This window comes from Xanthobacter nonsaccharivorans, from assembly GCF_043194755.2.
Lineage (GTDB): Bacteria > Pseudomonadota > Alphaproteobacteria > Rhizobiales > Xanthobacteraceae > Xanthobacter > Xanthobacter autotrophicus_G.
This window is the reverse complement of sequence record NZ_CM195526.1, coordinates 1,717,095-1,730,297: the sequence shown is the minus strand read 5'-3', so window position 1 is coordinate 1,730,297 and position 13,203 is coordinate 1,717,095. Positions and strand designations below refer to the sequence as shown.

The 13,203-nt window shown below is 69.0% G+C and carries 11 protein-coding genes; 9 read left to right on the top strand and 2 right to left on the bottom strand.

The window, feature by feature from the left end:
• The first annotated feature begins 12 nt into the window (after positions 1-12).
• The 9 genes from V5F59_RS07920 to V5F59_RS07880 all read left to right on the top strand — a co-directional run bounded on the left by V5F59_RS07920 (position 13) and on the right by V5F59_RS07880 (position 9,903).
• On the top strand, positions 13-561 hold the full coding sequence (locus V5F59_RS07920) for a hypothetical protein (RefSeq protein ID WP_393982101.1): 549 nt from the start codon (positions 13-15) through the stop codon (positions 559-561).
• A gap of 7 nt (positions 562-568) precedes the next feature.
• Positions 569-1,798, top strand: coding sequence for a class I SAM-dependent methyltransferase (locus tag V5F59_RS07915; RefSeq protein WP_393982102.1), 1,230 nt, complete (start codon positions 569-571; stop codon positions 1,796-1,798).
• A 222-nt stretch (positions 1,799-2,020) separates the two neighbouring features.
• The gene (locus V5F59_RS07910) at positions 2,021-3,859 is read left to right on the top strand and encodes a methylmalonyl-CoA mutase subunit beta (protein ID WP_393982103.1); all 1,839 of its coding nucleotides are present in this window, start codon (positions 2,021-2,023) and stop codon (positions 3,857-3,859) included.
• 35 nt (positions 3,860-3,894) lie between these two features.
• Entirely contained in the window at positions 3,895-4,260 is a 366-nt protein-coding gene (locus tag V5F59_RS07905) for a hypothetical protein (RefSeq protein ID WP_393982104.1), read from the top strand.
• A 23-nt stretch (positions 4,261-4,283) separates the two neighbouring features.
• Positions 4,284-4,712 carry a hypothetical protein gene (locus V5F59_RS07900; RefSeq protein WP_393982105.1) on the top strand — a complete coding sequence of 143 codons (429 nt, stop codon included), beginning with the start codon at positions 4,284-4,286 and terminating at the stop codon, positions 4,710-4,712.
• Positions 4,713-4,829: 117 nt separating this feature from the next.
• A complete protein-coding gene (gene scpA / locus V5F59_RS07895; protein WP_393982106.1) occupies positions 4,830-6,998 on the top strand; it encodes a methylmalonyl-CoA mutase in 2,169 nt (722 codons plus the stop codon).
• Entirely contained in the window at positions 6,995-7,900 is a 906-nt protein-coding gene (locus tag V5F59_RS07890) for an MBL fold metallo-hydrolase (RefSeq protein ID WP_393982107.1), read from the top strand. Before scpA ends, V5F59_RS07890 begins: the two co-directional genes overlap by 4 nt.
• A 162-nt stretch (positions 7,901-8,062) precedes the next feature.
• The gene (locus V5F59_RS07885) at positions 8,063-8,830 is read left to right on the top strand and encodes a DUF4253 domain-containing protein (protein ID WP_393982108.1); all 768 of its coding nucleotides are present in this window, start codon (positions 8,063-8,065) and stop codon (positions 8,828-8,830) included.
• A gap of 305 nt (positions 8,831-9,135) precedes the next feature.
• Positions 9,136-9,903, top strand: coding sequence for a DUF4253 domain-containing protein (locus V5F59_RS07880; RefSeq protein ID WP_393982109.1), 768 nt, complete (start codon positions 9,136-9,138; stop codon positions 9,901-9,903).
• Between the two features lie 49 nt (positions 9,904-9,952).
• Here V5F59_RS07880 and dxs read toward each other — a convergent pair whose 3' ends face one another.
• Positions 9,953-11,884 (bottom strand): 1-deoxy-D-xylulose-5-phosphate synthase, encoded by a 1,932-nt coding sequence (gene dxs, locus V5F59_RS07875; RefSeq protein WP_393982110.1) that lies wholly within the window; start codon positions 11,882-11,884, stop codon positions 9,953-9,955.
• 474 nt (positions 11,885-12,358) lie between these two features.
• Complete coding sequence (locus V5F59_RS07870; RefSeq protein ID WP_393982111.1) at positions 12,359-13,171, bottom strand: DsbA family protein; 813 nt, start codon at positions 13,169-13,171, stop codon at positions 12,359-12,361.
• Positions 13,172-13,203: the final 32 nt, after the last annotated feature.

Below are 13,203 nucleotides of genomic sequence, written 5' to 3'. Positions count from 1 at the left end.
GGGGACGGGGCGATGGCTCGCGGGCTCAGGATGGGGCGCAGGGCGTACGGCGTGTTCGTCGTGGCGTATGGGATCGCGTTGACTGCGCCGTTGTTCGCCGCACTGTTGGGGATCGTGCCGCTGATATCTGTAGCACCGGGCCCTACGCCACAATACTTTGCATATTGGGAGCCTGTTTTACTTTACGGCCCATTTTTTTATCTCTTCTTCTCAGCGGCACGCCTCGCAGATGCAGGCTTCAGATTCGGACGCAGCCTTGTCTCGCTTGTGGCGATCAATTTCGCCTTACCGATTGGCCTTATCGGCTTCGCGGCCGTATTTAGCTCGGCTCGCGATCCACGGGACACAATCGCCGTCTTTGCCATACTGCTAGCCTTCCCGCTTTTCCTCATCATTCAAGCCGCCATCGCGATATTCTGCTTGAAATTTCGCAGCACGCCCCCGCAGCTCCATCCCACGTCGCGTCCCGCCACGAAGGCTCCGAAGCGGCGGGAAGGGCCCACATGGGTTGACACCGAGGGCGGTCGACGTCTTTGGGTCGATACCTCAAACGAACCGTGAGCTCCGCATGCGCCTCCTCTCCCACCTCCTGAGCCGCTTCGTGGAGAAGGGCCAGCTCACGGTCCTCACCGTCGACGGGCAGCGCCACGTCTTCGGCTCCGGCAAGGACGGGCCGTCCGTCACCGTGCGCATGCATGACAAGAAGCTGGAGCGCGACCTGTTCTTCAATCCGGAGCTGGTGGCGGCGGAGGCCTATATGGACGGCCGCCTCTCCTTCGAGGACGGGGCCGGCGCGTTCGAGCTGCTCAACCTCTTCTCGGTGAATCGCAAGGGCCTCGGCTCCCACCCGGTGCAGCAGGCGCTGCGCAAGGCGTGGCGCTCGGTGCGGCGGTTCCAGCAGGCGAACCCGGTCAACAAGGCGAAGGAGAACGTCTCCTCCCACTACGACCATCCGGCCGCCTTCTACCGGCTGTGGCTGGACGAGACGATGGCGTATTCCTGCGCCTATTTCACCCATCCCGACGAGCCGCTCGCCGACGCCCAACGCAACAAGTTCCGCCACATCGCCGCCAAGCTGAAGATCACCCCCGGCATGCGGGTGGCGGAGATCGGCTCCGGCTGGGGCGGGCTCGCCATCTACATGGCGAAGGAATGCGGCGCGCAGGTCACCGCCATCAACGTCTCGCCCGAGCAGCTGGCCGAGAGCCGGCGTCTTGCCGAGGCGGCCGGCGTGATCGACCGCATCGACTTCAAGGAGGTGGACTACCGCCACCTTCAGGGCAAGTTCGACCGCGTGGTCTCCATCGGCATGATGGAGCATGTGGGCGTCTCCCACTTCGACGATTACTTCACCACCGTCCGCAATTTGCTGGACGAGGGCGGCTTCGCGCTGGTGCATGCCATCGGCCGCATGTCGCCGCCCGGCACCACGGCGCCCTTCATCCGCAAGTACATCTTCCCCGGCGGCTACGTGCCGGCGCTCTCCGAGGTGTTCGCCTCCACCGAGCGCACGCACCTGTGGGTGGACGACTGCGAGGTGCTGCGCCTGCACTATTACTGGACCATCCGCGCCTGGCGGCGGAACTTCATGGCCCGCCGCGCGGAAGTGGACGCCATGATGGGCGAGCGCTTCGGCCGCATGTGGGAATTCTATCTCGCCGCCGTGGAGCTGGGCTTCCTGCACGGCTCCAACATGGTGTTCCAGCTGCTCCTTTCCGAGAAGCGCGACGACGTGCCGGTGCTGCGCGACTACATGCTCGACGCCGAGCGCGCGCTGGCGGCACGGGAGGGGCGGTGATGACAAACGCCGCCACTGCGTGCCCCAGACAAGCGACGGCGCAGCCGGAGCGCCGATCCGGGGCCCAGCGCAAGACTCCCGCGCAGCGGACACTCTCGTTCCGCCCGCGCGGATTGAGCCGCCTTCGGCGCATTTGTGCGCAGGATCCCGGCTCTCCGCTCCGCTTTGCTCCGCTCCGGTCGGCCGGGACGCGAGCCCCCTTTTCCCTTCGGAGGTCCTGACATGACCGACGCAACCGCCCTGCCCTTCGCCACTGGCCTCCCCCCCGTCACCCGCGCCGACTGGCTGAAGCTGGTGGAAAGCGTGCTGAAGGGCGCGCCCTACGACAAGAAGCTCGTGACCCGCACCTATGAGGGCCTTGCCCTCGACGCCCTGCCCGAGCGCAAGGCGCATGCCCCCCTCGTGGCCGGCCGGCCGGCGGGGGCGCCTTGGGTCATCAGCATGCGGGTGGACCAGGGCGACCTTGCCGCCGCCCATGCCCAGGCGCTGGAGGACCTGGACGGCGGCGCTTCGGGCCTCGCCCTCGTCTATGCCTCCGCCCCCTCGGCCTACGGCTTCGGCCTGCCGGACGGCGCCGATCTCGGCGTGGTGCTGAAGGACGTGCTCCTCGACCTCATCGAGACGCGCATCGAGAGCGGCAACTTCCAGGGGCGCGAGGATGTCCTCGCCTTCGCCGACCATGTGGAGGCGCGGGGCTTCGATCCCAAGGGGATTGCCGCCTCCTTCGGCCTCAACCCGCTGGGCGACTTCGCCGCCCATGGCACCCTGCCCATGGCCTGGCCGCTGCTGGCCAAGCGCTTCGCCGAGACCTCGGCCATCCTCGCCGCGCGCGGCTTCGCCGGCCCCTTCGCGCGGGCGGACGGGGCGGTGTTCCATGCCGCCGGCGCCTCGGACGCGCAGGAGCTGGCGGCGGTGCTCGCCACCATGGTCGCCTACCTCAAGGCCTATGCGGAGGCGGGCATCCCCCTCGCCGAGGCGGCGGGCCGCATCGAGGCGGCGCTGGTGGCGGACGTGAACCAGACCGCCACCATCGCCAAGTTCCGCGCCATCCGCCTCCTGTGGGGCGCGGTGCAGCGCGAGTGCGGCCTGCCCGAGACCGCGCTGAAGGTGCACGCCACCACCGCCTGGCGCTCGCTCACCCGCCGCGACCCTTATGTGAACCTGCTGCGCAATACGGTGGCCGCCTTCGCGGCCGGCGTCGGCGGGGCGGACAGCGTCACCGTGCTGCCCTTCACCCAGGCGCTGGGCCTGCCGGACGCCTTCGCCCGCCGCCTCGCCCGCAACACGCAGGTGATGCTGCTGGAGGAGAGCAACGTCCACCGCGTGGCCGATCCCGGCGCCGGCGCCGGCGCCGTGGAGGCGCACACGGACGGCCTCGCCGCGAAGGCCTGGGACCTGTTCCGCACCATCGAGACGCGCGGCGGCATGGCCGACGTGCTGGAGGACCGCTGGCTGAAGGCCGAGATCGCCGAGGTGAAGGCGAAGCGCGACAAGGATGTCGCCACCCGCAAGGCCCCCATCACCGGCACCTCGGAATTCCCCATCCTGGTGCAGGAGGCGCCGGAGGTGCTCAGCCCCCTCGCCGCCGAGGCCGCCCCGGTGGCGGACGGCGCGCTGGCGCCCTACCGCATCTCGGAAACCTTCGAGGCCCTGCGCGACAAGGCCGAGGCGGCGCGGAAGGCGCCGGCCGTGTTCCTCGCCGCGCTCGGCCCAGTGGCGGCCTTCACGGCGCGGGCGACGTTCGCCAAGAATTTCTTCGAGGCCGGCGGCATCACAGCCGCCGTGCCCGATGGCTTCGCCGACCTCGACGCGCTCATCTCCGCCTTCAAGGCATCCGGCACGCCCTTCGCCTGCCTCGTCTCGTCGGACGAGATCTACGGCACCGAGGGCGCGGCGGCGGCCGGGGCGTTGAAGACGGCCGGCGCCACCGCCGTCTGGCTGGCCGGCAAGCCGGCGGACATGGACGCGCTGACGGCGGCCGGGGTGGGCGATCTGATTTTCGCCGGGTGCGACGTGCTGGAGGTGCTCTCTCGTGCGCAGGTTGCATCCGGCCTGGAGTAATGCCTACGATCTGCGTTCCCTTGGGGGAGGGCAAAATGGCATTCTCATTGAACCTTCGGGTCGATCTGGCCCGGCTGACGGATACGCAACTGAAGCAGCGGTACGGCGTGTTGCGGGGCGAGCTGCATCAGCTGGAGAAGATCCAGGGGCCGGTGCAGAGCATGACGCGCTGGCGGGGACCAATACGTCATCCCCGCGCCTACGTGTTCTGGGCCATGTGCGGGATCAGCGGCATCCGGGAGCTCGATGTTCTGGTCTCCGCCTTCGCGGCGAACATGGCCCTGACGGATGTGCTGGCGCATGCCCCGGGCATGCGGCTGCATCTGATCCTGTGCGAGCTGCAGGACATCCAGGACGAAGTGCAGGGCCGCGCCGGCGGGCGCGGCAGGCGAGGAACGTGATGGGGAAAGGGGAAGCGAAAGCGATGCGAGATCCTGTGCCACACCCCCGGAAGCCGCACGCCGGGGCCCATGCGCCGGCGCCTTTCCGGGCCAAGCGATGGGGCTTCGCCGCTGCGCTCCTCCTCCTCGGCGCCGCCATCCCTCCCGCCCATGCCGACAACGCCAGGCGCTTCGACGGCATGTGGAGCGTGAAGACCTCGGCCGAGGACGGGCGCTGCAAGACCAATTATGACTTCAAGCTCTCGGTGAAGGGTGGCAAAGTCGCCTATGCGGGCTTCTGGCCGGTGAAGGCCACCGGTGGCATCAGCAAGCTCGGCGTGGTGCGGATGTCGCTGGCCCACGGCCACCAGAAGGTGGCCGCGACCGGTCTCGCGGAGGGGGATCAGGCCTCGGGCGACTGGACCTCGCCCGATTTGAAATGCAACGGCTCCTGGTTCGCGAAGCGGATCTGAGCGGACGATCGGGCGGGCGCCCTGTCGCGGGACTTTCGCCGACGCGTTTTCGGGATGCGAAGCAGACCCCTTCGCCTGAAACCGCCGAGGAACGCGCCGAATTCGAGGATTGATGAGATGAGCCGGATCCCCAACTTCGCCGACATCGACTGGCGCGCTCCCACGCCCGGCGCCCCCGCCATCGCAGGGGGGCCCGAGGCCGCCATCTGGCAGACGCCCGAGGGCATTCCGGTGAAGCCGCTCTACGGCCCGGCGGACATCGAGGGGCTCTCCTACATCGACACTTATCCCGGCATCGCGCCCTTCCTGCGCGGGCCCTACGCGCCCATGTACGCCACCCAGCCCTGGACCATCCGGCAATATGCCGGCTTCTCCACGGCGGAGGATTCCAACGCCTTCTACCGGCGCAACCTCGCCGCCGGCCAGAAGGGCCTGTCGGTGGCCTTCGACCTCGCCACCCATCGCGGCTATGACTCGGATCACCCCCGCGTCGCGGGCGACGTGGGCATGGCCGGGGTGGCCATCGACAGCATCTACGACATGCGCACCCTGTTCTCCGGCATCCCGCTGGACCAGATGAGCGTGTCCATGACCATGAACGGCGCGGTGCTCCCGGTCCTCGCGCTCTATGTGGTGGCGGCGGAGGAGCAGGGCGTGGCGCCGGCCAAGCTCTCCGGCACCATCCAGAACGACATCCTCAAAGAATTCATGGTGCGGAACACCTACATCTATCCGCCCGCACCCTCCATGCGCATCATCTCGGACATCTTCGCCTACACCTCGAAGGAGATGCCGCGCTTCAACTCCATCTCCATTTCCGGCTACCACATGCAGGAAGCCGGCGCGACGCAGGACCTGGAGCTGGCCTATACGCTCGCCGACGGCGTGGAATACGGCCGCGCCGGCTCGAAGGCGGGCCTGCCCATCGACGTGTTCGCGCCGCGCCTCTCCTTCTTCTGGGCCATCGGCATGAACTTCTACATGGAGGTGGCGAAGCTGCGCGCCGCCCGCCTCCTGTGGACGCGCCTGATGACCGACCTCGGGGCGAAGAACCCCAAGTCGCTCCCCCTGCGCACCCATTCGCAGACCTCGGGCTGGTCGCTCACCGCGCAGGACGTGTTCAACAACGTCATGCGCACCGCCATCGAGGCCATGGCGGCGACGCAGGGCCAGACCCAGTCGCTGCACACCAACGCGCTGGACGAGGCGCTGGCCCTGCCCACCGACTTCTCGGCCCGCATCGCCCGCAACACCCAGATCCTGCTGCAGCAGGAGAGCGGCACCACGCGGCAGATCGATTTGTGGGGCGGCTCCTATTTCGTGGAGAAGCTCACCGCCGACCTCGCCGCCAAGGCCTGGGCGCACATCCAGGAGGTGGAGGCGCTGGGCGGCATGGCCAAGGCCATCGAGGCGGGCATTCCCAAGCTGCGCATCGAGGAGGCCGCCGCCACCACCCAGGCCCGCATCGACGGCGGGGCGCAGACCGTGGTGGGCGTGAACAAGTTCAAGCCCGAGCGTGACCGGCTGATCGATGTGCTCAAGGTGGAGAACGCGACCGTGCGTGCCGCCCAGATCGAGAAGCTCAATCGCCTCAGGGGCGAGCGCGACCAGCATGAGGTGGACGGCCGGCTGGAGGCCCTCACCAACGGCGCCGCCGGCAACGGCAACCTGCTCTCCCTCGCCATCGACGCGGCGCGGGCCAAGGCCACGGTGGGCGAGATCTCCGACGCGCTGGAGAAGGTGTTCGGCCGCCACCGCGCGGAGATCCGCGCCATCTCCGGCGTCTACAAGCGGGAGGCTTCCGCCATGACGGACAAGGTGGGCAAGGTTCAGAAACTGGTGGAGGCGTTCGAGCACGCCGAAGGCCGGCGCCCGCGCATCCTGGTCGCCAAGGTGGGCCAGGACGGCCATGACCGCGGCCAGAAGGTGATCGCCTCCGCCTTCGCCGACCTCGGCTTCGACGTGGACATCGGCCCCCTCTTCGCCACCCCCGAGGAAGCCGCCCGCCAGGCGGTGGAGAACGACGTGCACGTGGTCGGCATCTCCTCGCTCGCCGCCGGCCATCTCACCCTGGTGCCGGCACTGAAGGCGGCGCTGGAAGCGGAAGGCCGGGGCGACATCATGGTGGTGGTGGGCGGCGTGGTGCCGCCGCAGGACTATGACGCGCTGAAGGCCGCGGGCGCCGAGGCCATCTTCCCGCCCGGCACCGTCATCGCCGACGCGGCGAGTGAACTGCTGCACACCCTCTCCCACCGCCTCGGGCACAATCTCGAAGCGGCGGAGTGAAGGTGACGGCCAGCGGCGCGCACCTCGCGCCGCCCGGCTCCACCCTCCGGGTGCTGGAGCCCGCGCGCCACGTGCTCGCCTTCTATGACGGGCGGGTGCCGGGCGTGCGCCTGCACGGGCCGGAGGAGAACTGGCTGGACGACGGCGCCTATGCGCTGGGCATCGCGTCCTACGCGGTGATCGATGGCGAAGACGCGCTGGTCTACGACACCCACGTCTCCCTCACCCACGCCCGCATCATCCGCCGCACGCTGGAGGAGAGGGGCGCCCGGCGCATCCGCGTGGTGCTGAGCCACTGGCACGACGACCACGTGGCCGGCAACGACGTGTTCGCCGATTGCGTGATCATCGCCAACCGCGAGACCGACGCTTTGCTGCGCGCCAACCGCGCCCGGCTGGAGGCGGCCGACCCGCCCATCCGCCCGCTGGTGCTGCCGAACGTGTTGTTCGACGAGCGGCTGTCGCTGAAGGTGGGTTCCGTGCCGGTTGAGCTGATCCACATGGACATCCACAGCCGCGACGGCACCGTGGCGCTGCTGCCCGGCGGCGTGCTTCTGGCCGGCGACACGCTGGAAGACCCCATCACCTATGTGGACGAGCCGGACCGCCTCGCGATCCACCTCGGGGGGCTCAAGCGCCTCGCGGCGCTGGGCGCGACGCGCATCCTGCCCAACCATAGCGCGCCAGAGATCATCGCCGCCGGCGGCTACGAGCCGGGGCTCATCGAGGCGACGCGGCTCTATGTGGAGAAGCTCTTGCGCCTGACGGCCGAACCGGCGCTGGCTGGGCTCGATCTGCGGACCTTCGCCGCCGAGGCTTTCGCGACGGGGGCGATCGCGTATTTCGAGCCCTACGAGACCGTGCACCGGCGCAATGTGGAGGCGGTGCTAGCCGCAGGCTGATACAGCCCTGACGTGCAGCGGCATTTATGTTCTCCTGCCAAAACGGATGCGGGGCGAGTCGCCATGTGGTCCTGGATCAGGGGCCTATTCGGAGGGCACCGCGCCAAGCGGAATTTGGCGGCCGAGCGGGCCCTTAGGGAAGAGGCAGACTGGCAGCGCCTCATGGCCGAATGGCCCTATCCGCTGCGCCTCGTGCCTGGCACGGAGGCGACGGCGGCGTGGTACGAAGAGGCGGCCATTGGCGCGCGCGAGGGGTTCTCGCCGATCCTCATCACGCCGGAAACGGCAGAGATTGGGGCAGACGAATCCGACGTCGCCGGAGCGGACATCCCTTCCCCGGACAGCATCGTGGACACCTATGTCCGCAAGCTGATCTTCCAGGATTGGGCCAATCAGAAGCCCGCTCTCCTCTTTGGCGAGCCCGATCCGGAAGACGTGGCCGCCGCCCTGGCCGCATCCGAAGAATATCAGCGGGGTGGCGCCTATGCTTACGATGAACCCGCTTTTGCGGACATAAGGGAATTGCCGCCCGACCCGCCCGAAGCGCAACCCCAAGCGAAGCCGTTCGGGGCCATAACCTCGCTCCCGCTCAAGGGGCCTTTTCCCCAGGTGGCCATCACCCGCCTGCCCCCGCCGGACAGCTGGCGGGCGCCTCTGCTCCTCGGCTTCGGAGGCTGGAACGCCTGTCCCGAACCCGCGATGCTGGCGGCCTTCGCGCGGCGCTGGAAGCTGCTTCATGGCGCGGACATCGCTGCGGTGACGCAGGACACGCTGGAATTCGTGGTGGAGCGGCCGCCGGCCACCTTCGAGGAAGCGACCCGCCTTGCGAAGGAACACTACATCGCCGGCATCGAATTGGGCGACATGGATATGAGCGACTATATCGCCGCCCTGCGCTCCATGCGCCGCTGGTACTTCTGGTGGGACTGAAGGGCGGGCCTCACCCGCCGGGGACTGCTCCCGGCCCGGCGCCATCCGCCCCCCAATGAGGCTGTGCACCGGCGCGATGTTCAGGCCGTTCTGGCCGCCGGCTGACACATCCCTGACGCGTAATCCGCGCCATGCTACGAATTTACGAGAGCGCGATCCGGCGCGGAGGAATCCGCTTCCCTCCGGCGGATGAATTGCCTCTCGCTTTTGGAGTGAGACGGATCCCCCGCTCTCATTGAAACGCCGCGGGCGCTTCAATCCGATCGGATCCGCCTCCAGGTCTGTGGCGTCGGAGACGCGTGGCAATGAGCTGGCTGAACTTCCTCTTCGGCAAGCCGAAGGAGACCCCAACCCCGGATCACAGGACGGACGCGCGGCTCCGCCAGGAGGCCGCCTGGCAGCGCCTGCTCGACACCTGCCCCTTCCCGCTCGCCCAGGTTCCGGCGGCGCAGGCCGCCGCGGCATGGCTGGAGGCCCGGGCAGCCGGCACGGCAGCCGGCAGCTGCCCGCTCATCCTCACCGTGAGGACGCCGGACCTCGGCGCGGTGAAGGAAGCCGCCGCAATCGCGCGGATCGATATTCCCGAGCCGGACGAGATCGTCCAGATCCTGGCCGAGAAGGCGGGGCACGACGCCGACAGCGCCTTGCCGCCTCCCCTCGGGGAGATCGCGGAACGGCCTGCACCGGAAGCGCCGCCCCGGCTGGAGCTGGCCTCCCTCTCCCTGCCCCTGGGCCGCAGCCGCGCCTTTCCGCAGGCGGCCATCGCCCGCATTCCCGTCTCCGAGAGCTGGCAGATCCCGCTCATCCTCGACTTCGGCGGATGGAACGCCGCTCCCGAGCCGGCGGAGATGGCGGCTTTCGCCCGGCGCTGGAAGGCGCTCTACGGAGCGGAAATCGCCTGCATCAGCGAAGATTCCCTGGAGTTCGCGGTGGAGCGGCCGCCGTCGAGCTTCGAGGACGCCAAGCGCCTTGCGTTCGAGCACACCCTGTTCTGCCAGGAGGATCTCGGCGACATGGACGACTATGTGGCGAGCCTGCGCACCGCACGCAGCTGGTTCTTCTGGTGGGACTGAGGGGCGGCCCCGCCCCTCCCCTGCACCACGGCCTCACCGGCTGACGGCCTCACCCCGCCTTGTGCAGGCTCCGGCCGGCCTTGGCCTTGCCCACGAGGCCCTCCGCCTTCGCCACGATGGCGGAGGCGTCGAGCCCGGCCTCGGCGAGCTGGCGGGCTTGGGTGTCGTGGTCGATATAGATGTCCGGCAGCACCATGGAGCGCACCTTCACGGCGCCCCGGTCGAGCACGCCCTCGTCGGTGAGGAGCTGGAGCACCTGGCTGCCGAAGCCGCCGACGGACCCTTCCTCCACCGTCACCAGCGCCCCGTGGCCGCCGGCCAGCTTCAGCACCAGGTCCCGGTCGATGGGCTTGGCGAAGCGCGCGTCGGCTACCGTGACGGCGAAGCCGGCCGCCTCCAGCCGCTCGGCCGCGTCGGTGGCGGCGGCGAGACGGGTGCCGAGCGAAAGGATGGCGACATCGCCCTCCCCCGTGCCGCGCACGATGCGGCCCTTGCCGATGGGCAGCACTTCGCCGCGATCCGGCCGCTCGATGCCCACCCCCTCGCCGCGCGGGAAGCGCACGGCGGAAGGGCCGTCGTCATAGGCCACCATGGTGGCCATCATGTGCGTCAGTTCCGCCTCGTCGGCGGGCGCCATCAGCACCATGCCGGGCAGGCAGGCGAGGAAGGCGATGTCGTAGGCGCCCGCATGGGTCGCCCCGTCCGCCCCCACGAGCCCGGCCCGGTCGATGACGAAGCGCACCGGCAGGCCCTGCAGCGCCACGTCGTGCACCACCTGGTCGTAGCCGCGCTGGAGGAAGGTGGAGTAGAGCGCGCAGAAGGGCTTGAAGCCCTCGGTGGCGAGGCCGGCGGCGAACGTCACCGCATGCTGCTCGGCGATGCCCACGTCGAAGGTGCGCTCGGGATGCACCTGCCCGAACAAATCGAGCCCGGTGCCGGAGGGCATGGCGGCGGTAATGGCGACGACCTTGCTGTCGCGCCGCGCCTCGGCGATGAGGCTCTCGGCGAACACGCGGGTATAGGACGGGGCGTTGGACTTGGCCTTCACCTGCGCGCCGGTCACCACGTCGAACTTCACCACGCCGTGGTACTTGTCCGCGCTCGCCTCGGCGGGGGCGTAGCCCTTGCCCTTCTGCGTCACCACATGGACGAGGATCGGCCCCGTCTTGGCGTCGCGCACGTTCTTCAGCACGGGCAGCAGGTGGTCGAGATTGTGCCCGTCGATGGGCCCCACATAATAGAAGCCCAGCTCCTCGAACAGGGTGCCGCCGGTCCAGAAGCCGCGGGCGAACTCCTCCGCCCGCTGGGCGCCGCGCTCCACGAACTTGGGCAGGTGCCCGGCGATCTGCTTGCCGATCTCCCGGAGCGAGCGGTAGGTCTGGCCGGAGATGAGCCGCGCCAGGTAGGCCGACATGGCGCCCGTGGGCGGGGCGATGGACATGTCGTTGTCGTTGAGGATGACGATGAGGCGCGAATCCATGGCGCCGGCGTTGTTCATGGCCTCATAGGCCATGCCCGCCGACATGGCGCCGTCGCCGATGACGGCGACCACGTTGCGCTCGATGCCCGAGAGGTCCCGCGCCACCGCCATGCCCAGCCCCGCCGAGATGGAGGTGGAGGAATGGGCCGCGCCGAAGGGGTCGTATTCGCTCTCCGAGCGCTTGGTGAAACCCGAGAGGCCGCCGCCCATGCGCAGGGTGCGGATGCGGTCGCGCCGGCCGGTGAGGATCTTGTGCGGATAGCACTGGTGGCCCACGTCCCAGATCAGGCGGTCGTGGGGGGTGTTGAAGACGTGGTGCAGGGCCACCGTCAGCTCCACCACGCCCAGGCCGGCGCCCAGATGCCCGCCGGTGACGGATACGGCGTCGATGGTCTCGGCGCGCAGTTCCGCGGCAAGCTGGGCGAGCTTCTCCTGCGGCAGGCGCCGCACGTCGGCAGCATCCTTGATGGTATCGAGCAGCGGGGTCTTCAACGAGGTCACGGACCACTCCGTCCGGAACGAACCGGGAAATCGAGCCTTACACACGGGAACGCTGGCATGCAACGTACAAAGGTCGCGCCTGCCGCATGGCACGCGCCCCTGTCACGCGGCAGTCGCACCGGCGGTGCAAGGCCCGAAAGAAAGCGGCGCGACGCCCTTGATACGCGTGGCGCCGCGCCTGCGGATGAGAAGCCGGCGCGGAATGCGCCGGATTTTCAGGGACTGGCCCTGGATGTTCGCCCTGCGGACTCACCTCCGGCTTGGACGTTCGCCCTGCGGGCTCATCTCTGGCCTAGATGTTCGCCCTGCGGGCTCACCTCCGGCTTGGATGTTCGCCCTGCGGGCTCACCTCCGGCTTGGATGTTCGCCCTGCGGGCTCACCTCCGGCTTAGATGTTCGCCCTGCGGGCTCACCTCCGGCTTAGATGTTCGCCCTGCGGGCTCACCTCTGGCCTTGGATGTTCGCCCTGCGGGCTCACTTGGCCTGCGTGTTCGCCTTGCGGGCGTCGGCGATGGCCGACTTCAGCTTGTCGAAGCCCACGGCGCCCACCACCACCTGCTCGCCCACCACATAGGAGGGGGTGCCGTTGAGGTTCAGCGCCTCGGCGATCTTCATGCTTTCGTCGAGGGTGGCGTTGAGCTCCGGCGAGGTCGCCTGCTTCTGCAGGAGGGCGGTGTCGATGCCCACCTCCTTGGCGGCGGCCAGCGCCTTGGCCCGGTCGGCCTGGCCGCGGGCGCCGAGCAGCGCCTGATGGAAGGCCATGTACTTCTCGGGCGCCACCATGCGCACCGCCACGGCCACCTGCGCGGCTTCCACCGAGCCCGGGCCAAGCACCGGGAATTCCTTCAGCACCACGCGCAGGTTGGGGTCCTGCTTCACGAGGTCCTGGAGGTCGGAGAGCGCCTTCTTGCAGTAGCCGCAGTTGTAGTCGAAGAACTCCACCAGCGTGACGTCGCCCTTGGGATTGCCGACCACCACGCCGCGGGGGCTCGACACCAGCAGCTCCTTCATCTGGGCCACGCCCTTGGAGCGCTGGGCCGCATCGGCCACCATCTGGCGGGACTCCAACACGGAGATGGCTTCCTGCAGCACCTCCGGATTCTGGATGATGTACTCGCGGATGATCCCGTGAAGCTCCTTCTTCTCCTCGTCGGTGAAGGCGGCGGCGGGGCTGGCGGCGAGGAGCACGGCCGGCAGGGCGGCCAGCGCCACCGAGGAGAGGCGGGCGCCGAGGCCGCGGAAACCGAATCGGGCCGAGCCCTGGGGGCGGCCAGCAAGGCGGGACATCAAGATCTCCGTCTGGTGCGCGGGGGCTCCGG

Coding starts and splice junctions, on each gene's coding strand:
- V5F59_RS07920 (WP_393982101.1), top strand. CDS start 13: ATGGCTCGCGGGCTCAGGATGGGGCGCAGGGCGTACGGCGTGTTCGTC.
- V5F59_RS07915 (WP_393982102.1), top strand. CDS start 569: ATGCGCCTCCTCTCCCACCTCCTGAGCCGCTTCGTGGAGAAGGGCCAG.
- V5F59_RS07910 (WP_393982103.1), top strand. CDS start 2,021: ATGACCGACGCAACCGCCCTGCCCTTCGCCACTGGCCTCCCCCCCGTC.
- V5F59_RS07905 (WP_393982104.1), top strand. CDS start 3,895: ATGGCATTCTCATTGAACCTTCGGGTCGATCTGGCCCGGCTGACGGAT.
- V5F59_RS07900 (WP_393982105.1), top strand. CDS start 4,284: ATGCGAGATCCTGTGCCACACCCCCGGAAGCCGCACGCCGGGGCCCAT.
- scpA (WP_393982106.1), top strand. CDS start 4,830: ATGAGCCGGATCCCCAACTTCGCCGACATCGACTGGCGCGCTCCCACG.
- V5F59_RS07885 (WP_393982108.1), top strand. CDS start 8,063: ATGGCCGAATGGCCCTATCCGCTGCGCCTCGTGCCTGGCACGGAGGCG.
- V5F59_RS07880 (WP_393982109.1), top strand. CDS start 9,136: ATGAGCTGGCTGAACTTCCTCTTCGGCAAGCCGAAGGAGACCCCAACC.
- V5F59_RS07870 (WP_393982111.1), bottom strand. CDS start 13,171: ATGTCCCGCCTTGCTGGCCGCCCCCAGGGCTCGGCCCGATTCGGTTTC.